Annotated in this window: 16 protein-coding genes and 1 riboswitch; of the genes, 6 read left to right on the top strand and 10 right to left on the bottom strand. The window is 46.7% G+C overall.

What is annotated here, in order from left to right; translation table 11 throughout:
- Positions 1–31: 31 nt before the first annotated feature.
- The 3 genes from GX419_02120 to trxA form a co-directional block, all read right to left on the bottom strand.
- The gene (locus GX419_02120; protein NLI23488.1) at positions 32–1,549 is read right to left on the bottom strand and encodes an NAD(P)H-hydrate dehydratase; all 1,518 of its coding nucleotides are present in this window, start codon (positions 1,547–1,549) and stop codon (positions 32–34) included.
- A gap of 141 nt (positions 1,550–1,690) precedes the next feature.
- On the bottom strand, positions 1,691–4,087 hold the full coding sequence (locus GX419_02115) for a TonB-dependent receptor (protein NLI23487.1): 2,397 nt from the start codon (positions 4,085–4,087) through the stop codon (positions 1,691–1,693).
- A 38-nt stretch (positions 4,088–4,125) separates the two neighbouring features.
- Positions 4,126–4,223, bottom strand: a riboswitch (TPP riboswitch).
- A gap of 68 nt (positions 4,224–4,291) precedes the next feature.
- On the bottom strand, positions 4,292–4,648 hold the full coding sequence (gene trxA / locus GX419_02110) for a thioredoxin (GenBank protein ID NLI23486.1): 357 nt from the start codon (positions 4,646–4,648) through the stop codon (positions 4,292–4,294).
- Between the two features lie 145 nt (positions 4,649–4,793).
- Between trxA and GX419_02105 the strand changes: the two genes are divergently transcribed.
- Positions 4,794–6,215 carry an HD domain-containing protein gene (locus GX419_02105; GenBank protein NLI23485.1) on the top strand — a complete coding sequence of 474 codons (1,422 nt, stop codon included), beginning with the start codon at positions 4,794–4,796 and terminating at the stop codon, positions 6,213–6,215.
- Between the two features lie 284 nt (positions 6,216–6,499).
- Here GX419_02105 and GX419_02100 read toward each other — a convergent pair whose 3' ends face one another.
- Positions 6,500–7,543 carry an endonuclease gene (locus tag GX419_02100; GenBank protein NLI23484.1) on the bottom strand — a complete coding sequence of 348 codons (1,044 nt, stop codon included), beginning with the start codon at positions 7,541–7,543 and terminating at the stop codon, positions 6,500–6,502.
- Positions 7,540–8,994, bottom strand: coding sequence for a hypothetical protein (locus GX419_02095; GenBank protein NLI23483.1), 1,455 nt, complete (start codon positions 8,992–8,994; stop codon positions 7,540–7,542). Before GX419_02095 ends, GX419_02100 begins: the two co-directional genes overlap by 4 nt.
- A gap of 327 nt (positions 8,995–9,321) precedes the next feature.
- Between GX419_02095 and GX419_02090 the strand changes: the two genes are divergently transcribed.
- The 3 genes from GX419_02090 to GX419_02080 are packed head-to-tail and all read left to right on the top strand — an operon-like array spanning position 9,322 to position 15,656.
- Positions 9,322–12,651: a hypothetical protein gene (locus GX419_02090; protein NLI23482.1), complete on the top strand. Its 3,330-nt coding sequence runs from the start codon at positions 9,322–9,324 to the stop codon at positions 12,649–12,651.
- Positions 12,652–12,711: 60 nt separating this feature from the next.
- A complete protein-coding gene (locus tag GX419_02085) occupies positions 12,712–14,007 on the top strand; it encodes an acetylxylan esterase (protein ID NLI23481.1) in 1,296 nt (431 codons plus the stop codon).
- Positions 14,007–15,656: an amidohydrolase gene (locus tag GX419_02080; GenBank protein NLI23480.1), complete on the top strand. Its 1,650-nt coding sequence runs from the start codon at positions 14,007–14,009 to the stop codon at positions 15,654–15,656. The genes GX419_02085 and GX419_02080 overlap by 1 nt, the downstream gene beginning before the upstream one ends.
- Here GX419_02080 and GX419_02075 read toward each other — a convergent pair.
- The 5 genes from GX419_02075 to GX419_02055 all read right to left on the bottom strand — a co-directional run bounded on the left by GX419_02075 (position 15,644) and on the right by GX419_02055 (position 20,268).
- Positions 15,644–16,180 (bottom strand): hypothetical protein, encoded by a 537-nt coding sequence (locus GX419_02075; GenBank protein NLI23479.1) that lies wholly within the window; start codon positions 16,178–16,180, stop codon positions 15,644–15,646. The genes GX419_02080 and GX419_02075 overlap by 13 nt on opposite strands.
- A gap of 278 nt (positions 16,181–16,458) precedes the next feature.
- Positions 16,459–17,799, bottom strand: a complete 1,341-nt coding sequence (locus GX419_02070; GenBank protein ID NLI23478.1) for a TolC family protein — start codon at positions 17,797–17,799, stop codon at positions 16,459–16,461.
- Positions 17,800–17,891: 92 nt separating this feature from the next.
- Positions 17,892–18,194, bottom strand: a complete 303-nt coding sequence (locus tag GX419_02065) for a hypothetical protein (GenBank protein ID NLI23477.1) — start codon at positions 18,192–18,194, stop codon at positions 17,892–17,894.
- A gap of 104 nt (positions 18,195–18,298) precedes the next feature.
- Positions 18,299–18,997, bottom strand: a complete 699-nt coding sequence (locus GX419_02060; GenBank protein NLI23476.1) for an ABC transporter ATP-binding protein — start codon at positions 18,995–18,997, stop codon at positions 18,299–18,301.
- Between the two features lie 11 nt (positions 18,998–19,008).
- On the bottom strand, positions 19,009–20,268 hold the full coding sequence (locus GX419_02055; protein NLI23475.1) for an efflux RND transporter periplasmic adaptor subunit: 1,260 nt from the start codon (positions 20,266–20,268) through the stop codon (positions 19,009–19,011).
- Positions 20,269–20,556: 288 nt separating this feature from the next.
- Here GX419_02055 and GX419_02050 point away from each other — a divergent pair, with 288 nt between their 5' ends.
- Positions 20,557–21,939, top strand: coding sequence for a sigma-54-dependent Fis family transcriptional regulator (locus tag GX419_02050; GenBank protein NLI23474.1), 1,383 nt, complete (start codon positions 20,557–20,559; stop codon positions 21,937–21,939).
- On the top strand, positions 21,929–23,284 hold the full coding sequence (locus GX419_02045; protein NLI23473.1) for an ATP-binding protein: 1,356 nt from the start codon (positions 21,929–21,931) through the stop codon (positions 23,282–23,284). The genes GX419_02050 and GX419_02045 overlap by 11 nt, the downstream gene beginning before the upstream one ends.
- Positions 23,285–23,972: the final 688 nt, after the last annotated feature.

Here is a 23,972-nt window from a genome sequence, read left to right as displayed (position 1 = left end):
GAAGGCAAAGGTAGAATTTTTTTCTTGTTGTCTACTTTTCTTTTTCCAGCAGGAGAAATGCTTCTCCCAGGTGGTTCACAATGTCTCCGGCAAGTAAGGCATGCTGTCCTGTTTTGCGGGCGGCAAGGTCTCCGGCAAGTCCGTGAACGAATACACCCAGCCGGGCTGCATCCGGTGGCGGATATTCTTGTGCCAGGAGCCCGGCAATGATACCGGTAAGTACGTCTCCGCTTCCTCCGGTGGCCATGCCCGGATTTCCGGTACTGTTGAACCAGACGGTTTGGTCGGGACAGACAATGGCAGTATAGGCGCCTTTCATTACCAGAATAATACGGTACCGGGAAGCAATTTCCCGGGCTTTTTGCAGACGTTCCCATGGATTTTCCCACAGGCCGAACAACCTGACAAATTCCTTGGGGTGGGGCGTCAGAATGCTGTTTTCGGGTACAAGCTCCAGGAGGGAAGCGTCGGCTGCCAGCATATTCAGTGCATCTGCATCAAGTACCATCGGCCTGCGCCATGCAGAGAGCAGGGAAACGAAGGCTTCTTTTGTTTCTTTGCGGGTGCCCAGGCCCGGGCCTATAGCTACTGCAGTATATTTGCCAATTTCGGGCACGCGGGAAAACACTTCTTTCGACGGGTCAATGCTGATAATAACTTCGGGGGCTGAAACCTGCATGATCATTTCAGATGATGCGGGCAGGTGGGAGGTAACCAGCCCCGCTCCGGCCCGTGCCGCCGACCGTGCCGCCAGCACAGCCGCTCCCATCATTCCATGGCTTCCGGCAATTATCAGGGCATGACCATAAGTGCCTTTGTGCGAAAAAGTACCCCGCGGCCTGACCCATGCCCTAACATCTGCTTGGGCTAGAAAGAAATAGGGGGTATCCGTATTCCGGATGGCGTCCTCATGAAGGCCTATGGGAATGATGTGCCATTTTCCCGTGAATTCATAGTTCTCGGCAAAAAAGAATGCCAGCTTCGGAAACTGGAAACTCAGGGTATGACAGGCTCTTATAATTGCTTCTCCGGGGTTGTTCCCATTGTCTTCCCCAAAAAGGCCCGAAGGAATATCAATAGCAACGGTGCAGGTGCTGTGACGGTTGATATGGTCTACCACCAGTGCAGCGAAACCGGAGAGGGGACGGGATAGCCCAGAACCAAACAGGGCATCAATAACTACCGTGCCGTTGCCGGGAACTGGAAGATCCTCTGCACGGGAAGGTTGAAGAATCTCAATGCGGGGAATTTTTTTCAGCCTCTCAAAATTCGCTTCAAAATCATCAGAATGCCTCAGACCCATTTCCGGAATGCAAACCGTAACCCTGCAACCTCTGTAGAACAACTGACGGGCTATTGCCAGACCGTCTCCACCGTTGTTTCCTGCACCGGAGAAAATAAGAAAAGAAGTTTCCGGGGGGAAATGGCTGGTGAGCCAGAGGGTACAGCCTGCTGCTGCTCTTTCCATGAGCTCAACGGATGCAATCGATTCATGGGCAATGGTAAAAGCATCCAGTTCCCGTATTTGTTGTACTGTAAAAACTTTCATTTCTCCGTAGCTTTGAAACAAAGGTAATGATAATCCCTGATTGCACATCAGGAGAGCAAGCGAACTGATGCGCAATGTGGGACAATAGCAATGCATGCGGCAGGATGAAACCTGAACCGCATGCATCTTACGTGGTATCATTTAAAATTCAAACCGGACACCTGCCAGAAAATGCCGCTCTGCCTGAGGGAAATAATAGGCCCATGTCTGCTCACGGCCATCAACATACCAGTTGCCTCCGTAGGCGTTGCTTTCGTAAAGTTCATTAAAGAGATTGACAATCTGAAACTGAAGAGCTATATTTTTCAGGGAACGCGGATGCAGGTTGTACGCAAGCCGCAGGTCGCTGACAAAATACGCGTCAATCATCCGTTCCCTGCTGGAAGTATTGTCGAAATACTGCGAACCAACATACCGGTTTGTCAAAGTGACGGAAGCGTTTTTCAGAAACTGAAATTCCAGGTTCGAAGCTCCTGTTATGGAAGGAGAATAGGAAATGTCGGTTTCGCCAAGGTCTTTGGGTTTGTTGCCCAGGTAGTTGTAATCGGCATCATAGTAATCGGCGTATTCGGTAAAGTTTCTGATTTTGTTCCTGCTTAGTGCCAGATTTCCCTGCCAGGTAACCCAGCCCGCCGGCCGTGCTGTAACTGCCATCTCAACTCCGGTGCGATAACTGCTGGGAACATTGGTCATGATGGGATACGCCACATCATTAAGTTTTCCGGTATAGACCAGTTGGTTACGGTAGTCCATGTAAAAGAGGTTGATATTTGCCTTCCATCTGGCACCGCTGATGTTGGCCCCGGTTTCGTAGTCGAACAGGAGTTCCGGTCTGGGTTTGACGGAGGATGGGGTGGCATCGAGGTAATTTTGCCGTGTGGGTTCCCTTTGGCCGGTGGAAAAGGTAAAATAGAAATCCTGACCCGGTGAAATTGTCCAGAAGATTCCGGCCTTCGGATTGATAAACCGGTAGTCATGGGTTTGTTGAATATCGACAGGCTGGCCATTGTTGTCCCGGTAGTCGTCGATTCCTTTCAGACGATAGGCAATGCCTCTGAACTGAAGATCGGCAAACAACGACAGGGAGGAATTGATCTGGTAATTTACTTTTACATAGGTATTGTAATCGAGTTTGTCTCCTTTGTTCCGGTACCATTCGTGGCGGATGGGGTTTTCACCGGCATACTGCGCCCAGATAACCTTTCCGAAGTGGTTGCCCAGATAATTGTTTATTCCTCCGCCGGCAATGGCTTCTATTTTGCCTGTGCGATAATGAAACGAGAGAACCGCTCCATAGAAATCGTTATCCATCCATTTTTGCTGGATGAGGTCGGAAATATCGAAAACCGTATCAGACGTCACGATTGGGGTCATCCCGTAATCGGGAAGGTAACGGTCTTTTTTGTACTGTTCGTAGTAACCTTTCCCGGCAGTGTAATGCAGGGCGGCATTCAGATAAAAATGCCGTGAAAATTCCCTTGACCAGATAAGCTGGTAATGTGTTTGCCGGTAATTGTCGGTTTCGTTGTCGTAGGTATAGGGATTATACCGGCGGTTGGTATCGAGGATGGATTTTTCCACTCCATACCATGCCTGATAAGTGCGTTCGTTCCCCGAAAAAACATTCAGTCTGATAATCTGGCCCTGGCCATACCATGCCCCGGATACAAACCAGGAGTCGAGGTTGCTGAAAGCCCGGTCGATGTAGCCGTCTGAATGAATTCTGGAAAGGCGGGCATCGAAGGTAAAATGTCTGTTGATAAGGCCACTGCCAAGTGACAATGAGGTGCGGCGTGTATTGTAGGAACCTCTTCCCAGATCGACGGTAGCATAAGCATCGGGCCGCAGGGTATTTGTCTGAAGGCTGATGGTCGCACCAAATGCTCCTGCTCCGTTGGTAGAAGGCCCTACACCCCGCTGAATATAAATGTTTTCGGTCGAGGCGGCAATGTCGGGAAGATCGATCCACCATACACCCTGTGACTCGGCATCATTGAGGGGAATGCCATTCACCGTCACGTTCATCCGGTATGCATCGGAACCCCGGATTCGGAAATTGGTGTATCCTATTCCGTTTCCGGCATCAGATGTCGGAACCAGCGAAGGAGTGAGCGAAAGCAGGAAGGGCATATCCTGGCCGATATTGTTTTGCTGAATTTCTTCCCTGCTGATGAGGGTTACTGCCGAAGGAGTTTTTCCTGCCATCCGTGTTGCCTTTACTACCACCTCATCGGCCAGAACCGGCGAAGGTTCCAGTACGAAGGACAGTTCTCCTTCATACGGAACCGTTACTTCCCTGATAGCTGTTGCGTAGCCAAGAAAGGACACCCGGAGGGAAACCGTTCCGGGCTTCAGTTTTTGAATTGTAAAAGAACCATCAGGACCTGCTGAGGTTCCGTGAAACGTCTGTTCAACAACGATGCTTGCCCCCGCCAGAGGATCTCCGTCAGTGCTTTTGACGGTTCCATGCAGAGCGAATTGTCCCCACGCCGAAATAACCATGGCATGGAAAAAGCCAAATAACCATGCTTTTTTCATGATGCACAAATTTTTGGTTAATACTGCGGGGCAATGTGTTCTTCATTGCCTCCAAATCCCTACGCCGGCATTACCCGGATCAGGTACTAAGGGTATGATCTCAGCCCGTACTATTAAGGCACCCCCTTAGAGAACATGGCAAATATAAACAAAAACGGGCAGAAAAACCATTCTGCCCGCAATGCGTTAATAATCAGCAAGAAATTATTCAACCTTCAGAACGTCTTTGATAGCCTTTTTAAAGGTTTCCTTGGGAAGGGCACCCATAGCCATCTGCGGCTGACCATCCTTAGGAACGAAAAGAAGGGACGGAATGCTCTGAATACCGAATACCATGGCCAGTTCCTGCTCCTTGTCGGTATCAACTTTGTATATGTTCAGTTTTCCGTCGTATTCCTTCGCCAGTTCCTCGAGTATGGGCGCTACCATACGGCACGGTCCGCACCAGTCGGCATAAAAATCAATCAGACAGGGTTTATCCCCTTCAAATTTCCATTCTTTGTTGACGTCGTAGTTGAATACTTTTTCCTTAAAAGTTTCTGTTGTTAAATGTTCCAGCATGTTGTTATTGTTTTATTTGTTTGTTTTTTTCAGTTCAAATATCGTTCCAGGGTGTATCTTTGTGCCAATATTTTTGAATGCCAATGCATTTTCTGTAATTTTGGCGCAAAGATACGACAAAATTTACATATGTACATATTTTAATATGAAAAATTTTCTTGATCATACGATTTTTCAGATAATAACGGAGGTTTGTGCGGAGGAGGACACGGAGGCCTATGTGGTGGGCGGTTTTGTGCGCGACCGTTTTCTGGGAAGGGATTCGAAGGATATTGATATTGTGGTGGTAGGTGACGGGATTGAGTTGGCGCAGAAAGTAGCAAAAAAAATACGTCCCGGATTAAAGGTGGTCAGTTACAGGAATTTTGGAACAGCCATGTTCCGGTTTCATGGGATGGAGATTGAGTTTGCGGCCTCACGTAAGGAATCGTACAAGGCAGATTCACGCAAGCCGAAGGTATTTAAGGCCACGCTGGAAGAAGACATGCAACGGCGTGATTTTACCATCAATGCCATGGCCATAGGGCTTCATCCGAAGAATCACGGACAGCTGATAGATCCGTTCAATGGTCAGGAAGATCTGAAGAAAAAGATCATACGTACTCCGCTGGATCCGGTACATACCTTTTCCGACGATCCTTTGCGCATGATACGGGCGATCCGGTTTGCCACCCGGCTGAATTTCCGCATTGAGGAGAGAACCCTTGAAGGAATCAGAGAAAATGCGGAGAGGCTCAAGATTATTTCGGCGGAACGTATTGCGGAAGAACTAACCAAAATATTGCAGTCTGAGAAGCCGTCGGTTGGATTCCGGTTACTCGACAGTACGGGTTTACTGCCTGTTTTTCTGCCCGAGCTCTCCAATCTGAAGGGAGTGGAAGCCATTGACGGGCGCATGCATAAGGATAATTTTCAGCACACTCTGATGGTACTGGACAATGTTGCCGGTGTTTCAGAAAATATCTGGCTTCGCTGGGCTGCCTTGCTTCATGATATTGCCAAGCCGCTTACAAAAAAATATATTCCGGAGCAGGGCTGGACATTTCATGGCCATGAATACCTCGGTGCCAAAATGGTTCCGGGAATATTCAGGAGGCTTCGTCTTCCGATGGGAGCCGAAATGCGTTTTGTACAGAAGATGGTCGCTCTTCATTTGCGCCCCATTGTGCTGGCTTCCGAAGATGTTACCGATTCGGCCGTGCGGCGCCTGCTTTTCGAAGCCGGAGACGATATTGATCAGCTGATGACCTTGTGCGAGGCCGATATTACTTCAAAAAACGACCGTTTGCGTGCCGTTTACAAGGCCAATTTTGCCCTGGTACGGAAAAAACTGAAAGAGATTGAGGAAAAAGATGCTGTCCGCAATTTTCAGCCCCCCGTAACCGGAGAAGACATTATGAAATTTTTTGGCATTCCTCCCTGCAAGGAAGTGGGAATTATCAAAAATGCCATCAAGGAAGCCATCCTCGACGGGGTCATAAGAAACAACAGGGAGGAAGCATGGAAGTTTATGCTGGAAAAAGGGAAAGAACTTGGACTTACGCCCGGAACTCCAGAAGCCGGGTAAAGGATTTCCGATTAATGTGTTCCGTTTTTCATAGCGTGATCTCCTTCAGGAAATTTTCAGTAATTTTTGATTTGTGCATTGTGATTTAACCGTATTGCGTTTAAAATCAAGAATTTAGAATCACAAATCACAACTCTTCTATGCGTGAATAAAGTTGACAGGATTTTATTTTCACAGCATATTCCCGAATGGGAAATAGGAAATGGGAAATAGGAAATTTTCAGTGATTTGTAAATTGTGATTTGACCTGATTGCGTTCAAATGTTTCAGTGATTGATAATAGATTATTTCCTGACCAGTTTTATGATTACAGGAAGATGGTCGGAGTACCCTCCCTGATATTGCATTCCGTTATAAGTCCTGAACGGTTTGTATCCCATCCAGCGATCGTCTTTTTCGAGAAGAAAATCGGGTGCAAAAACTGACAGCTTTGATGCGTCGGTACAGATGTGTTTTCCTTTTTGCAGAAGGCTGCCCGAAACGATCACCTGATCGAGTATGGCCCATTTTCCCTCATATTTATGTGTGCCTCTGATTTTTCCGTTGAGGGAAAGCAGGGCGGAAAGATTGTATAAACCGTTGCTTTGGGCTCCGGCGGTATCTGTTTTAGCCCCGAGGCAGCGGATAAGGCTTTCATCAGTGGGCTCATCGTTAAAATCGCCGGTAATCAGGACAAAGGCTTTTGGATTACGGCGCAGAAGCGAGTCGGTTTTGCTTTTCAATGTCAGGGCCACGTGGCATCGTTTCAATTCACTGTCGTTTTTTCTGCCTGCACGGGAAGGCCAGTGATTAACAAAAATATGCAGGGTATCGTGCCCTGTAATACCGGCAACATAAAGGATTTCCCTGGTGCGTTCAATTTTCCCGCCGGCATTATAAACGGGAAAATACCGTTTATCAATCACGCGGAAACGGTCTTCGCGGTAAAGGAGAGCTACGTCGATGCCCCGCGGATCGGGCGAGTTCTTATGAACAATACGGTAATTGTATTTTGCCAGGGGGGTATTGGTTACCAGATCGTTCAGTACAAAACGGTTTTCCACTTCAGCAAGGCCTATTACATCAGGAGGGTCCCAGCCGCCAATAGCTGCAATTACCTGATAAATATGGTTGCGCTTGGTTTCGTATTTTTTAAAATTCCATGCTCGCAGGGCGCCGGGAAGAAATTCTTCATCGTTAACCGTGCTGTCGTTAAAGGGGTCAAAGAAATTTTCCGTGTTCCAGAACATCACCTGCAGAAGGGGTTTTTCCGCTGAAGAGGGCTGCTGACAATATGCCTCGTGGACGGCGAGAAAAAGAACAAGAAAAACCGTTGTCCAGGTTTTCATCTGCGGGAACTTTTACGCCGGGCGGTGTCACCGGGTATCCATTCAAAAGCACCCAGATCAGGCTTCCCGTCGGCCAGTCGGTTCTTCCCTCTTATATCCTGGGGTACCTGGCTGGCAATGAAAAGGGAGCCTTTGTTGTTGGAAAAGGAACTACTGTCAGGGATGAAATTCCACTGGTCGGCATCCCGGAATAAAGGAGCAGTGCTGTACCATACCGAATCAAAGTGCATGGTGTCTGTGACGGGCAGTTTGGAAGGGTCGAGCCGGAGGAGGCAGTTTTTGAAATGGTAGTTGGCTGCACCGGAAGACGGCTTGAATGCAAACGCCAGCTCATTTTCATAATTACCCCAGATGATGCAGTTGCCAAAAGAGGCCTGCGTCATGTCTCCTGCATATTCTTTTTTGTTCTGATCGGTAAAATAGTTGGAAAGAATAACCGAAGGAGCCGAGCGATTGTAAAACATAACGCCCTTATTAACAAGGGTACAGTGGTAAAAGCGATGTGTTCCGCCCCGGAAAAGTCCCAGAAGAAGGGTTCCGGCATCGGCAACTACCAGGTTTTCTGCCGTAATGGAAGCGCCGAAAGCATAAATGCCCGCAAAACTCATGTTGAAGATCTGACAGTTTCTGAGCGTAACGGGTACGCTCCGCGGGTCTTCCAGACGGCCGATCTGAAGAACCACTCCGTTCCGGATGTCGGTATATTCAAGTAAATTGCCGGTGCTGGAGGGACTGAACGCGAGGGCCAGCCACTGGCCGGGTATATTTTTATAATCTTCTTCAAGCCGGTCTCCCTGGATACGCACAGGCTGGTCGAGTGTTCCCTGAGCGCGGAGGGTGCCTCTGACTTCGATTACGGCATCCCGGTGCATGTAGATACGTGTTCCCGGTTCTATGGTTAACGTCTGTGCACTGTCAACAATCAGATAGTAGCGGACAAGATAAGGTTTGTCGGCTGGCCATTCGGTAGACGCATGAATTGTATCGGCCAGAATAAGATGCATATCCTGCCCCCAGGCAACAAGATCAACATCCTGAACAGAGCCGTTGGTGGTGAAGAGAATGGAATCGTGAACCAGCACCGGAGCGTTACTGTTTTTCGGATCAATGGTTACCTGAACAAATATATACAGGCTGTCTTTCGGGAGAATTTCAACATTGTTTTGCCTGAAACTGCTAATCCCGTCAATATTGATCCGGAAGGGGCTTGATTCTCCTCCTGCAAGCCTGATTTCCGAAATCCGGAGGGTTTTGTTATACCGGTTGTACACTTTAAGTTGCCGGGTTGTTGAGCCTATTGAAGTGAATATAGTGTCAAAACTGACGGTGTCTTTTGAAAAACTAAGGCGTGCTTCAGGGTCTTTCAATATTTCTTCCTGTTCGCATCCTCCGGCCACCAGCGCAATGAGGAATCCAGATGTTGCTAACCAATGTAACCAGCGTGTGCTCATAGCCGTAAAAATACATAAAGCAGGTCAATCCAAGAAACGGAAAAATCGGATGAAAATTACCGGAATCAGAAAAACATTTTACAGGATTGCCTTTAATTACTATAATGAATTTTGGAAAATATAAGAGAATGCCGCATAAATTTTTTTTCTGCAGGAAGGAGGATTTTTTTGTTATCTTTCACCAATTTTCGTTAGGTTAGTTGTGGGAGCATAAAATTTATGCACTTGTCTGATTGGCATATTTAATTGTATAGGTTTCTGGACAATATTTTCATAGTCAGGTATATGGATACAGAAACACTCCCGGCAATATCTGGAAGGATATCAATGAAATTTCCGGCAGTTATTCTCATTCTGTTTGCTGTTTTCCCTGCCGGAGCAAAGCTTTTTTCCCAGGATCTGTCAGGATTGAATTTCAAGCACATTGCTTACCGGGACGGACTCGGAGGTAACCGGGTGTTCTCCATTATCAGGGATGACAAGGGGTTTATGTGGTTTGGCACGGAAAACAGTCTGGCCCGGTTTGACGGGCAGACCCTCCGCACGTACCATTATGACATCAATGATTCTGCGAGTATCAAAGGCAATAATATAAATACTATGCTGATTGACCGCCATAATCAGCTTCTTATTGGTACTGACCTTGGTCTGGTGAGGTACAACAGAAATTGCGATCGTTTTACCACTATTCCGGAATCGGGTGTTAGGTTAAAGCGCAGGAATGTTATTGACCTGGATATGACTAAGGATGGAACCGTGTTAATTACTTATCCGTATCAGATTTTACAGCTTGCTGTTAGTCAGGCAATTATGGTTCCCTTCCTCGACCTTCCATCCGAAAAGGACCTTTTTACCGGGGACGATTATTTGTGCCAGACAGTTGTGACCGAATCAGACCAACAGATTCTGATATTTTCTTCACGGAAAATTGTACAGATGAATCTGTTTAAACATGTTGCGGCTCAGAGGGAACATAATTGCGGGTTAATTCATAGTGTTACTGTTGTTTCAGGAGGCAGATATCTGGTATCGGGCAGTAACGGTTTGTTTTTGCTCAGCCTGAAGGATTTTTCCATAGAACCTTTTTCCATTTTTTCCGGTTTTAGCGATTTTGCTAAGTATGAGTTCTGGGATGCCTTTGAAGATCCCTGGGGGAACATCTGGGCGGCAACTGATCATAACGGTATTCTGGTGTATACACCCGGCAGAAAAAAACTGATCTCCATCACGGCTGATCCTTATAATCCCAAATCAGTCAATGATGATTTTGTAAGGAAATTTTATCTTGACCGCGAAAACACATTGTGGATAGGATGTTACAGGAACGGAGTCAATTATGCCAGTTTAACCCCTGCAAAAAAGTTTGTGATTTATGATCATGTTCCGGGACAGAGCCGGTCCCTCAGTTCCAATTCGATTTTGTCCATCCTGGAAGATAAAAGGGGGAATATCTGGGTTGGTACCGACGGGGGAGGATTGAACTGCATCAGTGCGTCAGGAGGGGAAATCCGACATTTCTGGCATACAGAAAAACCCGGAATTCCCTCAGATGCTGTGCTGGCATTGATGGAAGACCGGTCGGGCAAAATCTGGGTGGGCGGATATATGGGAATAATTGCCTTGTATGATCCCGATAAGGATACGTGGAAAATGATCACACCGGAATGTTCATTTCCCGGTTGTACAGGGAAACACGATATCCGGCAGATTTTTGAAGATTCACGCGGGAAGGTGTGGATTGTAACCAACGGACATGGTCTCCTGAGGTTTGATACCGATAAGCAGACATGGGATTCATACACTACCCTGAACTCAGCATTGGTGGATAATTATGCACTGACTATACTGGAAGACGAAAATTACCATTTCTGGGTAGGTACTTATAACGGGGCATGTTTATTGGATCCGGAAACCCGGCAGGGGCGTTCATTTATTTACTCGGAGAAAAAGGCCGACGGACTCAGTCATAACTGGGTCTATTCTCTTTACCGCGACCGGAAAAAGCGTCTTTGGATCGGCACTGCCAATGGTCTGAATCGTTTTAAACCCGCCGATACGTCTTTTATACGTTATACCACTTCACAGGGACTACCGGGTAATGTTATCAATGCTATTACCGAAGACCGCAGGGGGAATTTATGGATCAGCACCAATAACGGGCTCTGCAGATTCAATCCCGATTCTTCATCTTTCTGGAATTTATACCAGGACGATGGTCTGCCCGGGAATTATTTCACCAGGGGAGCATGCTTCCAGTCAAAGTCCGGAGCTCTGATGTTCGGTACGGATCAGGGCATGGTGCGCTTCGACCCGGACGATATCAAACCGGATACCACCATATATCCGGTTTACATAAAAGATGTTCTTGTCAATTACAGAAGCTATTTGCATGAGGCAATGTGCTCAGAATCCCAGCATGCCGGTTATCCGGTCATTGTTCTTCCCTTTGGAAAGAGGTCAATTACCATTCAATTCGGAGCATTGAACTATCTGAATCAGAAAAACAACCGGTTTGAGTATTTGCTGTCAGGATATGAGGAAAATTGGATTTCAACCGGCACCAGAAGGGAGGTGACATTTACCAACCTTGAACCCGGCCGTTATACCTTCTGGGTGCGTGGATGCAATAACGACGGGTTCTGGGACAGGAAGGGAGACAAGCTGACCATTGTTATTCTTACCCCCTGGTACAGAACCTGGTTTTTCAGGGTTGTTCTTACTCTGATTGTTATAGGTATCATTCTGGCGTTTGTGTATCTGAGAAATCAGAGTATCCTGAAAAGAAATCGACTGCTTGAACAATTGGTCCATGAGCGGACGCATGAACTGGAAGTGGCCAATGAAGAATTGCTGGCTAATGCGGAAGCGCTTGATCGCAGCGTTAAAGAGCTTGAGTCGCAGAAAGCCTTGCTCCAGCAGCAGACGGAAGAACTTCGTACCACCAACGAACGGCTGCATGAACTCAACCGGATGAACGACAGGATATTCTCCATCATGGCCCATGATATAAAAAATCCGCTGGGAACCATTCAGGGATTTGTTGAACTGCTTACTTTGCATCATAGAAAATTAGACGAAAACAAACGGGAGGAATATCTTGAATACATCCGGCAGTCGGTGCAAAAACTCCTGTCCCTGATAGAAAATCTTCTTTTGTGGAGTTCAAGCCAGCTGAAGGGCAGGGGAGTCAGTCCGGTATCGTTTAACATGGCGGAGCCGGTTATGGAAAATATTGATTTATTGAGAGAACAGGCCGCAAGGAAGAACATCCGCATCAGCTTTTCTCCACAGGAAGAGTTCTTTGTGTTGGCCGACCGCCATATGATCAGCGCGGTGGTGAGAAATATTCTTTCCAATGCCGTTAAATTCTGCAAGCAGGGAGGAGAGGTCAGCATAGCCCTTCGAAAGGAGGATGGTTTTGTTGTGTGTTCTGTCTCTGACCAGGGTGCAGGAATGGATGAGGAAACCAAAGCGCTCCTGTTTGATTCGGACAGGAAAAAGATCAGAACCGGTACCGGGGGAGAAACGGGGTCAGGACTTGGTCTACTCATCTGCAAGGAATTTATTGAACAGAACCATGGCAGCATCTGGGCTGAAAGCACGCCCGGCGCCGGAACAACTTTCTTTTTCCGATTGCCGGCCGAAAAGCCTGAATAAGGAATGCAGAGGTTTTGGCAAATCAGAGTTTATCCTCATTGAATCATCAAAATTTATTGTATGAGAACATATTCAAAATGGATAAGGTTGATTTTTGTTTTTCTTGTATTCAGTTTTGTTTCCTCTCTTTCGCGTGGTCAGAATGTTAGTTATTCTGAAGATAAAGCCGGGATGATTCCGGTGCCGGATGTTCTGGTACTTATAAACGGCCAGAGAGTTCAGACAGAGGAGGAGTGGCTGCAGTTCAGGAAACCGGAAATCAGGGCACTTTTTGAACATCTGGTGTATGGTGTTTCACCCGGCTTGCCCGACACTCTTATTTTTGAAGTAAAGGAAAAGAACGGGAAAGCATTCGGGGGTCTGGGGATCCGCAGACAGGTGAACCTGTATTTCAGGAAAGATCGTTCAGGGCCTGTTCTTTCCCTCCTGATGTATCTTCCGGCCGGAAAATTGCCTGCTCCGGTATTTCTTGGTTTGAATTTCAACGGCAACCATACGGTAACGTTTGATCGTTCTGTTCCTCTTCCTTCTTCCTGGGTGGCGAATGATGATAAAATGGGAATTACCCGGAACAGGGCCACGGAATCTTCGCGGGGGGTGGATACTTCGCGCTGGTGTGTCGAAACACTTTTGCGCCGAGGATACGGCCTTGCCACCGTTTATTATGGTGATATTGATCCTGACTTTGATGATGGTTTTAACAACGGTGTTCATGCCCTTTTCAGAAGGCCGAACGACAGGGTATCCCCTGAGGCATGGGGTTCCATAGCTGCATGGGCATGGGGATTGAGCCGCTGTATGGATTATCTTGTAACCGACAGGGATGTGGATAAAGATCATGTGGCGGTGATAGGGCATTCACGGCTCGGAAAGACTGCTCTCTGGGCTGGTGCAATGGATGAACGGTTTTTTCTGGTGGTTTCCAATAATTCGGGTTGCGGCGGAGCTGCTCTTTCCAAAAGGGTTTTTGGTGAAACAGTGGAGGCGATTAATTCACGGTTTCCTCATTGGTTCTGCGGAAACTTTAAAAATTACAACAACCGTGAAGAAAAACTTCCCGTTGACCAGCACATGCTGATAGCTCTTATTGCTCCGCGTCCGGTGTATATTGCCAGTGCAACAGAAGACCTGTGGGCTGACCCTCATGGTGAATTCCTGGCCGGTGTTCTGGCTACCCCGGTTTACAGGCTTTTCAATCTGCCCGGGCTACCCGTGACCGAGATGCCGCCCCCTGATACCCCGGTTATGGGAACCATCGGTTACCATATTCGTACCGGCAAACATAATATCACGCCATTTGACTGGGAACAGTATCTGAAATTTGCTGACATATTTATCGGAAAATCAAATAAATAATGCATCTCAGGATACCGTTTGTTCTGATTCTCTGCTCTATGTTGGTTTCAGAAAGTTCAGGAAGTTCCCTGCAGAAAAAGGATACCATTCTTTTTCTCAATGCGCAGATTTATACTGTTGATGATGTTTTCTCCACTGCCGATGCAATGGTTGTTGCCGAAGGCCGTATTGTGGAAACCGGCACCGCCGGTAATCTCCGGGCGAAATACCGTGCTGATGCCATCATCGATCTGGGAGGGAAGTACGTATATCCGGGATTTATTGATAGCCATTGCCATTTTTTGTATTATGGCCTCGGACTGCAGGAAGCCGATCTCACTGGAACCGCTTCTGTTGAGGAAATCATGACCCGGCTGAGGGGATCTGGAAGCAAACGGAATGGGCAGTGGATAACCGGCAGAGGATGGGACCAGAACGACTGGGAAAGCAAAATGTATCCAAACCGCCAGATGCTCGATTCAATTTTCCCTGACCTTCCTGTCTATCTGACCCGTATTGATGGTCATGCTGCCTGGGTAAATACTGCGGCACTGAAAATGGCAGGGATCACAAGCCAGACCAGGGTAAAAGGAGGCAGGGTAGTGCTGGAAAACGGGGCTCCTTCAGGTATTCTTATTGACAATGCCATGAATCTGGTTTCGCGACTGATTCCACCTCCGGATTTGCCTGCAAAAAGAGAGGCTCTTCTGGAAGCACAGACAAACTGTTTTGCTGTGGGTCTGACGATGGTTTGCGATGCGGGGCTTGGATATCAGGAAGTGTCTCTGATAGACAGCCTCCAGAAATATGGCAGATTATCGATGCGTATTTATGCTATGCTGGAACCGACCAAAGAGAATTTTAACCATTTTATTTCCAGGGGAATCTACCGTACCGATCGGCTTTCTGTCCGTTCCATCAAACTTTTTGCCGATGGTGCCCTGGGTTCGAGGGGTGCTCTCCTGCTGGAGCCATATACAGATGATCCACAGTCAAGGGGTCTTCAGATTGAGCCTGCCGGCTATTACAGAAAAATCTGCCAGAAAGCAAGGAAGTATGGTTATCAGGTAAACACCCATTGTATCGGGGATGCTGCCAACCGCATGATCCTTAATGTGTATGGAGAGGTACTGAAGGGGAAAAACGACCTGCGGTGGAGGATTGAGCATGCACAGGTAATTCATCCGTCTGACTTTCAAAAGTTTGCGAAGTTTTCCATTATTCCCAGTGTTCAGACTACTCATGCCGTGTCTGATATGTCATGGGCTGTGAATCGCCTTGGAGCAGAGCGAATGAAATATGCCTATGCTTACAAAATGCTGCTTCAGCAGAACGGATGGCTGGCCAATGGCAGTGATTTCCCCGTTGAAGATATTAATCCGCTGCAGGGATTTTATGCGGCGGTTGCAAGAAAGAATCCTGCCGGACAGCCTGCCGGCGGGTTTCAGATGGAAAATGCCCTTACTCGGGAAGAGGCTTTGCGTGCCATGACCATCTGGGCAGCCCGGGCAGCTTTCGAGGAATCAAGCCGTGGTTCGCTTGAGTCGGGTAAATGGGCCGATTTTGTTGTTCTGGATACAGACCTGATGAGGGCTCCGCTGGAAAAAATTCCGGAGGCAAAGGTTTTTTCCACGTGGATCGGGGGCGTTGCCGTTTATCAGCGGAAATAAATGGCCAGTCCTCCTGAAATGATGTGAGGTGCAGGACTGGTAAGACCAATTTCACTTTCCAGCAGGAAGGTGATATTGTCGCGGAATCCTATTTCCACGCCCAGCGGTATCCACAGAGGTACCCTTACTTCATCGGCAAATTCAAGCACCATATTGCTCCCCAGCCAGAGATGGGTACCTTTCACCAGGGGAATGCTATAGGTGAGGCCTCCGTTGAGTCCGAAGTAATCGAAGTACCTGGCTCCGGTGATCAGCTGAACCCGATTCGCCAGAGCCCACTGCAAGCTGGTTCCGAAATAGGTGGATGGTCCCACACCGGCTGTCAGCGCCAGGTCAATCTGATTGGTAATCCCGGCCCCGCCATGAAAAAACATATAGACGTCGGTTCCTGACTTTGCATAAACGGCCGGCTCAAGGCCGAGATAAAACCTTCCTCTTCCAATCGCCCGGGAGGAGTTGAATATCTGTCCTTCAGCTGCTACCATGACGCAACTGAGCAATAAAAGGAAGATGATTCTTTTCATGTGCCTATTGATTTAATGCATGGGGATCAAATGTAATTCAAGTAAATGATTATGGCAAGCATGAAACATGAAATATATGACAGGTGAAAAAGGGGTTCATGCTTTAAACCAGGGACTATGGATTTAACCCAAGTACCATGAATTAACAAATTCAACCAGGCTATAGAAAATTATATTTGGGATTATAAAGTGCACCGTTGGCCGACAAAAGAAAAGGATGGCATGGGAGTTCTGCCATCCTTCAGAAAGAGAAACCTCCTTACCTGATTGCCAGTGGTCTATTTAAGCTCGATTTTATTTCCCATGTAAAAAGCGAGAATTTTTGTCTTAAAGATGAATTCATATTTAGCCTGCAGTAAGTCGGCACGGGCTTTTGTCAGGTTTTTCTTTCCTTCATTGTATTCAACGGCGCTCACAAGGCCTACCCCGAATTTCTGCTCTGTATATTTAAAGGCTTCCTCGTTAGCCTTTACTGCTTCTGCTGCCGACCGGTATTTTTCAAGTGCGGCAACTGCATCAGCATGTGCCTGCTGAATGGTTTTGTATAGGTCAAGCCGGGCTTCCCTGAGTTGCAGTTCGGCATCATTGCGGGCGATTTTTGCATTGCTGATATCGCGTTGAGTGGCATAGCGGCTGAACAGAGGGATATTGATTCCGAACTGGATGGTTTTTGACATGTTGTTGCGCAGTTGCTGTTCGTATGAGTAATATTGCGTCTGAAGTTCCGAATAGTAGGTGTACACCTGTGACTGCAGTGTTACATCAGGGAATCTGGCTCCGCGGGCAATGGCAAGGTCTTTTTGCGCAGCTTTTACCATGTACTCTGCCATTCTGATCTGGGGCATTTCTTTTTCGGCAACGGTATAAATTTCTTCCACTTCGGGAGCAACCAGTGCTTCGTCAATCTGGGCCGTGACCGGTTTTGCAATTTCAAATCCTTCGGCCGAATCGAGGTCGAGCAGTTGGGTGAGTGTGAGATAGGCAATTTTTAAGTTGTTTGAAGCATTGATCACTTCCAGCCGGTCAGAAGCTTCCTGTGCCTGAATCTGCAAAAGGTCTCCCATGGCCTTGTTTCCCACCTCCACCAGTTTCCGCATTTTTTCAACCTGCAGGCGTGTTACTTCAAGCTGTGCTTTGGCTACTTCGAGAATTTCCTGGCTGAAGAGGATCTGAAGATAAGCGGTGGCAATGTTAAGTGTAACATCGTTTTTGGCCTTTTCAACCTGCGCCAGTTTGGCCATGAGATTGAACTGCTGCCGTTTCATGTTGTTGATATTCTGCAGGCCATGGAATAACGTCATGTTGCCTCCCACACCCATTGACTGCGACTGGTAATTTTGTTCCACAAAGTCGTAAGTAGTTGGATCAACGGTTCGTCCGAAATTGAATGAATGATTGAACCCTGCTCCGATTCCGGGCAACAGATTCATCTTTGCCTGAAATGCATTGTTGGAGGAAACATCGGCCGCCAGTTCCTGCCGTTTAATGGTAATATTGTGATCGAGGGCATACTGTATGCATTCTTCCAGTGTCCACACCTTCTGGGCACGGGAAGTACCTGTTCCTGCTAGGAAAATTACCGTTACGACGGCCAAATACATTGCACGCATTTTCATCATAATAAAATTAATTTTCAATGGTATGATGGAACCCACATGTTCGGCATTTTATTACCGCTGTGTTTGTGTTTGTAAAACATGTGGGTTTCATATTAAATCAGTTTCAGTTTTTTTCTGTAAAGTACCTGTATAAATTTCGAATTTTCTGATGGATTGAAAATCTGTATCAGTTCCCATTCCGGATCGTATTCCTGAATAGCGTTTTTAAGTCTTGTTATCCTCTTCAGCGAACGGGTAATTTCGTCATCATCGGGGTGGGTAAATGCATCCTCCACATCCCACGGAAATGATTCTATCCTGAAGCTGTAGTGAAGTTTTGACCGGCCGATGGATAATTCCACCTCAGCGATCTGGTCATCACGAATATAGGGTAAAGGAATGGCAAGTTCTTTCATTTTTGTTTGTATTAGTTAAATTCCTGCTGAGTTTTTTCTTTTCTAATTGTCAGAAAATAATCTGTGGTTTCGTTTTCCATACAGGGCTTTTGTCTTTACGCTATTCAACTCTGATACGCATGTTTTACATTTTCCGTAACTACATATCCGTCAAAAAGCTGAATGATCCGGTGGGCTTTTTCTGCATCGGAGGGGGAGTGGGTTACCATCACGATGGTTGTTCCGTCGTTATTGAGTTCGATCAGAAGATTCATAACCTCTTCCCCGTTGGCTGAGTCGAGGTTTCCGGTTGGTTCGTCGGCGAGGATGAGCCTTGGTTTGGAAACCACAGCACGTGCAATGGCAACACGCTGCTGCTGACCGCCGGAAAGTTGCTGGGGGAAGTGTTTTCTGCGGTGTGATATCCGCATTCTTTCCATGGCTTCTTCCACCCTTTTGCGGCGCTCAGTGGCAGAAACCTTCATATACAAAAGGGGAAGTTCGATATTTTCAAAGACTGTTAGTTCATCGATCAGGTTGAAGCTCTGGAATACAAATCCGATGTTTCCTTTTCTCATACTGGTGCGGGCCCGTTCACTGTAACGGGAAACCTCATGTCCGTCGAGGTAAAATTCTCCACTGGTCGGATTGTCCAGAAGGCCCAGAATATTGAGCAGGGTGGATTTTCCGCAGCCCGAAGGACCCATTACTGCGACAAATTCTCCTTCCTTAACTTCAAGATTGACATTGTTGAGGGCAGTTGTTTCCACTTCATCGGTGCGGAAAACTTTGCTCAGATGGATGGTGCGAATCATAATGAACAGAATTAAAGGTACTATTTAAGAATCAGCTTATCTGCGTTGCCAAAATTGTCGTATCCCGAAACAATTACTTTTTCTCCCGGCTCCAGGCCTTCGATGATTTCGTAAAATCTCGGGTTCTGGCGTCCGATCCGGATAGCCCGTTTTACAGCTACATGCTGTTCGGGAAGAATGACATATACCCACTGACCACCGGTACTCTGGTAAAAACCTCCCCTGGGTAAAAGTACAGCCGGCTGGGATTCCCCCAGTTCAAGCTTGATCCGTGATGTCTGACCGATACGGATCTGGGAAGGTACCGAATCATCAAAAATCATGTCAACAAAAAACCTTCCGTTTTTCACTTCGGGGAAAATCTTTTCAATATGCGCTGTATAGTCTTTCCCGCTGAAATCGCAGGCACCTTTCAGTCCTTTTTTCACCCGGTCAATATAGTGCTCGTCAATTTCGGCTTTCAGCTTGTAGGAGTCGAGTATATTGATTGTTCCGATACGTGTGCCGTAATTGATCACTTCCCCTACTTCAGGATTGAGAGTGGCCAGTTCGCCGTCAACAGGCGCCTTGATGTCGAGGTTATCGAGCCGGGCACGGATGAGTACAAGGTTTTTCTCCATGCGCGAAACCGATGATTCGAGAGAGGCCACCTGGATGGCCCTGAACATGCTGTCCTGTTTCTGGTTTTCGAGCAGAAGGTTCATTTTTTCTAATGAAGCCTGGTATTCTTCTTTTGATTTTTCGAGCTCTTCGCGCGAGATAGAATTGGTTTCGAACAGCTTTTCATTGTTCCGGAATGTTCTTTCCTGCTGTTTGAGAACTTTTCTCGTATCAATAATGCTGCTCTGGTTGATGAGTTGCTGCTGCACCATCAACAGCCGTGCCTGGCGAAGTTCATTGACTGCCCGCGCAACTTCCGCTTCATGGTTCGAAATTTCCAGCAGCAGATTGTGGTTGCTCAGCCGGATGATCACATCTCCCTTGCGCAGTTTGCTTCCTTCATCGCGGAGAATCTCTTCTACCCTGCCTCCTTCAATGGCATCAAGGTAAATGGTCTGAATGGGTTCAACGGTGCCGATAACAGCTATATAATCCTGAAATATGTCGCGTTCAACGGTAGCTATGGTAATCTTGTCGGTTTCGATGTTCAGCCTGGAGCTTTTATCTCCAAAAAACATCGAGTAAATAACCAGGAGTACAAGAACAGCAATGGCTGAAATCCAGATAATGCGTTTCAGTCGGGGATGTCTTTTTTCAATCTTTTTGTCCATGCCATTCATAAGCCGAAAGTATTTCCGTGAGTTTGAGCATTAATTATGCCAAAAAACCTAAAGTACTGATATTTAAGAAAGTTGTCAAACAGGGTTCTTTCCATTCTCCCGGAAACTGTATCAAAATGAAACAAACGGTGTACGAAAACGAACAGAATGTCAAGTCCGGCAGAGAGTGTGCAAAAGTATGGTATCATTTGATAATGAAAGAGTGGGTCTTTTTGGTCTGTTTATTGATGATGAAGCAAATAATGTTTACTTTTACAGAATAACGCATAATAATCTTCCGGGAAACGAATGAGCAAAGATGTAAAAACAGGACGCATACTGGCTGTTGACGATAACGAGGATATTCTTTTTGCCCTTAAACTGCTGTTGAAGCAGCATGTTGAGGTGATCGACACGCTGACTGATCCCGAGCAGATTCCGGCTGTTATGCAGAAAACGCAGTATGATGTAATTCTGCTGGACATGAATTTTACCAAAGATGCCATCAGCGGACAGGAGGGATTTGACTGGCTGTCGAAAATTCTGGAACTGGATCCGCAGGCGGTGGTTGTCTTTATTACCGCATATGGTGATGCCGAGAAAGCAGTGAGGGCCATTAAGTCGGGCGCAACGGATTTTGTACTCAAGCCATGGCAGAACGAAAAACTTCTGGCCACCATTTCGGCTTCCATCAAATTGAGAAGGTCGCGGCAGGAAGCAGATTCCCTCCGTACCCGGCAGAGGGGAATCAGCGCTGTTTATGATATGCCATACCAGGACTTCATTGGTGCCAGCGAACCCATGCAAAAGGTATTTGCCACCATACAGAAAGTGGCAAAAACGGATGCCAGTGTTTTGATCCTGGGTGAAAACGGCACCGGAAAGGAGCTTGTTGCCAGAGCGCTTCACCGAGATTCTCCGCGCAAAGATGAGGTGTTTATTGCTGTTGATCTCGGATCCATTGCGGAAACCCTTTTTGAAAGCGAACTTTTTGGGCATGAAAAAGGAGCATTTACCGATGCGAAATCGGAGAAGCAGGGAAGGTTTGAAATTGCCAGCGGAGGAACGCTTTTTCTTGATGAGATCGGAAATTTGTCGCCCACACTTCAGAGTAAGTTGCTTACCGTAATTGAGAGGAGGGAAGTAACACGGGTTGGTTCGAACAAGCCCATACCGGTTGATGTGCGGCTAATTTGCGCCACCAATAACGACATTTATGACATGGTGTCGAGGAATGCCTTCCGGCAGGATTTGCTGTACCGCATCAACACGGTGGAAATTCACCTGCCTCCTCTGAGGGACCGGCTCGATGATCTTCCCCTGCTCACAAACCATTTCCTGAAGATCTATACCAAAAAGTACAAGAAACCGGTACGAGGCATTTCGGCGGCGGCCATGAAGAAGCTGCAGCAGTATCCCTGGCCGGGAAATGTAAGGGAATTGCAGCATGCCGTTGAAAGGGCCGTGATTATGAGTGAGGGGGATATCCTTGAACCCGATGATTTTCTTCTCTCTACCGTTTCCCGAAAAGCCGGTGAACTGGAACTGGAAACCTACAACCTGGAAGAAATTGAGAAAGCCGTGATACTGAAAGTATTGAAACAGTACCAGGGAAATGTAAGTCAGGCGGCTGCAGAACTGGGTCTTACACGTACATCACTTTACCGACGCATGGAAAAATATGGTTTATAAAAAATTCCGCACCAACGTTTTAATAAGGGTTATTGTCCTCAGCGCCACAATTTTCCTGTTTTTCTATTCTCTGGAAACAAGGTTTTATCTCACCCCGGTGTTGATCGGGATCGTCATTGTCATGCAGATTGTCTGGCTATTCCGCTACACGGACCGGACCAACAGGGAACTGGCGGGGTTTCTCGAATCCATCCGTTATGCTGAGTTTAACCGTTCATTCCGCATCGAGGGAATGGGCGAATCATTCAATGAACTGGCGAAGGCTTTCAATGATGTCATAAAGGATTTTCAGGCAGTACGGTCAGAAAAAGAGGAGCATTTTCATTATCTGCAGAGCATTGTGCAGAATATTGACGTCAGCATAATAGCTTTTCAGCGCGATGGCAGTGTTGAACTGGTCAACAAGGCCGCCAAGAAACTCTTTCAGGTTGCTACCCTCAAAAACATCCATCTTCTGGAACCCCTGAGCAAGGAACTTGTCCAGACTCTTCTGTCCATTCAGCCGGGAGAAAACCGCCTGGTGAAAGTACAGGATTATGAAGACCTTCTTCAGCTCAGCATCAACGCAACGGAGCTCAGAATAAAAGACAAGGAGATTGTGCTGGTAGCCATTAAAAACATCCAGAGTGTTCTGGAAGAGCAGGAAACAGAAGCCTGGCAAAAACTGATCAGGGTGCTGACCCATGAAATTATGAATTCCATCACTCCCATTGCATCCCTTTCGTCCACTCTCGACATCATGCTCAAGGATATTATAGGGGAAAACAAGAGCGGCAATCTGGTGGTGGATATGGATACCGTTAATGAGATTCAGCAGGCATTGCAGACAATTAACAAGCGGAGTACGGGGCTTTTGCACTTTGTCAATACCTACAGAAACCTTACCCGGATTCCTCAGCCCAATTTCAGGATTTTAAAGGTGCACGATCTGTTCAGCCATATCAGCCTGTTGCTTGAAGAAGAAATGAAGAAAAACGGGATCCGTTTTATCATGTCTGTTGAGCCGCATGATCTTGAAATTTCCGTGGATGAGCAACTCATCGAGCAGGTGCTTCTCAACCTGATCAAGAATTCTATGCATGCCCTGGAAGGCAGGAAAGATCCTGTGATTGAGCTGAAGGCATTCCTGAACAAGCGGGGGCGAGCAACCTTACAGGTTTATGACAACGGGCAGGGCATTCTTCCTGATGTAATTGACAAAATTTTTATTCCGTTTTTCACTACAAAGCCAAGCGGATCGGGTATCGGCCTAAGTCTTTCCCGCCAGATCATCCGTTTGCATAATGGAACCATAACGGCCTCAAGTACTCCCGGAAAGGAGACAGTATTTACCATGACGTTTTAACGGAATCCGTTTCTTTTCCGGATTGTTAGTCTGCCCGAAGAACAGCTCTCTAAGAAACCGGAATTGATTTACATTTTTCAGTTCTAAACATCCTGTGCTTATGCTCTCAACTCAAAGAAAGGTGAAGGAAAAATTGCGAGGGGCATGTAGCGAATAGCAATAATACTTCATTTAACAGTCAGGGTATGAAGGACAAAAGAAACGATGATCACATACCAATTCAATTTTTCGTAATGGGATTAAGGACAATGGCATCGTGTTCCAGTGTTCCAATGTTCCAAAGTTCCAGCGTTCCAGGGTTCCAGAGTTCCAAGGATTTCCGATTTCCGATTTCCCATTAATGAGGATTTCCGATTTCCCATTTCCTATTAATTAGAATTTCCGATTTATAGAGTGCTCACTTACAGGAAATTGGAAATTGGAAATAGGAAATTTTCAGTGATTTTCGATTTCCCAATAATGAGGTTCCAGCGTTCCAGGGTTTCAATGTTCCATTATTCCAGCGTTTCGGGTGTTTTAGGTCAATTTGTGATTTGTGAGTTGTGAATTGTGATTTCTGATTAGTCAATGCCTAAATAACGTTGACCGTTTTATTAATAATTTTTATTCTTTTTTTATTAAGATGATTTACCGTTGATAACGGGAGATAACTCTTTAAAGAGTTATCCTCGTTATCAATGGTATCTTT

It is taken from the genome of Bacteroidales bacterium (assembly GCA_012517825.1).
Classification (GTDB): domain Bacteria; phylum Bacteroidota; class Bacteroidia; order Bacteroidales; family JAAYUG01; genus JAAYUG01.
Note: the sequence above shows the minus strand (reverse complement) of the source record. Positions and strands in the feature narration are given on the sequence as shown.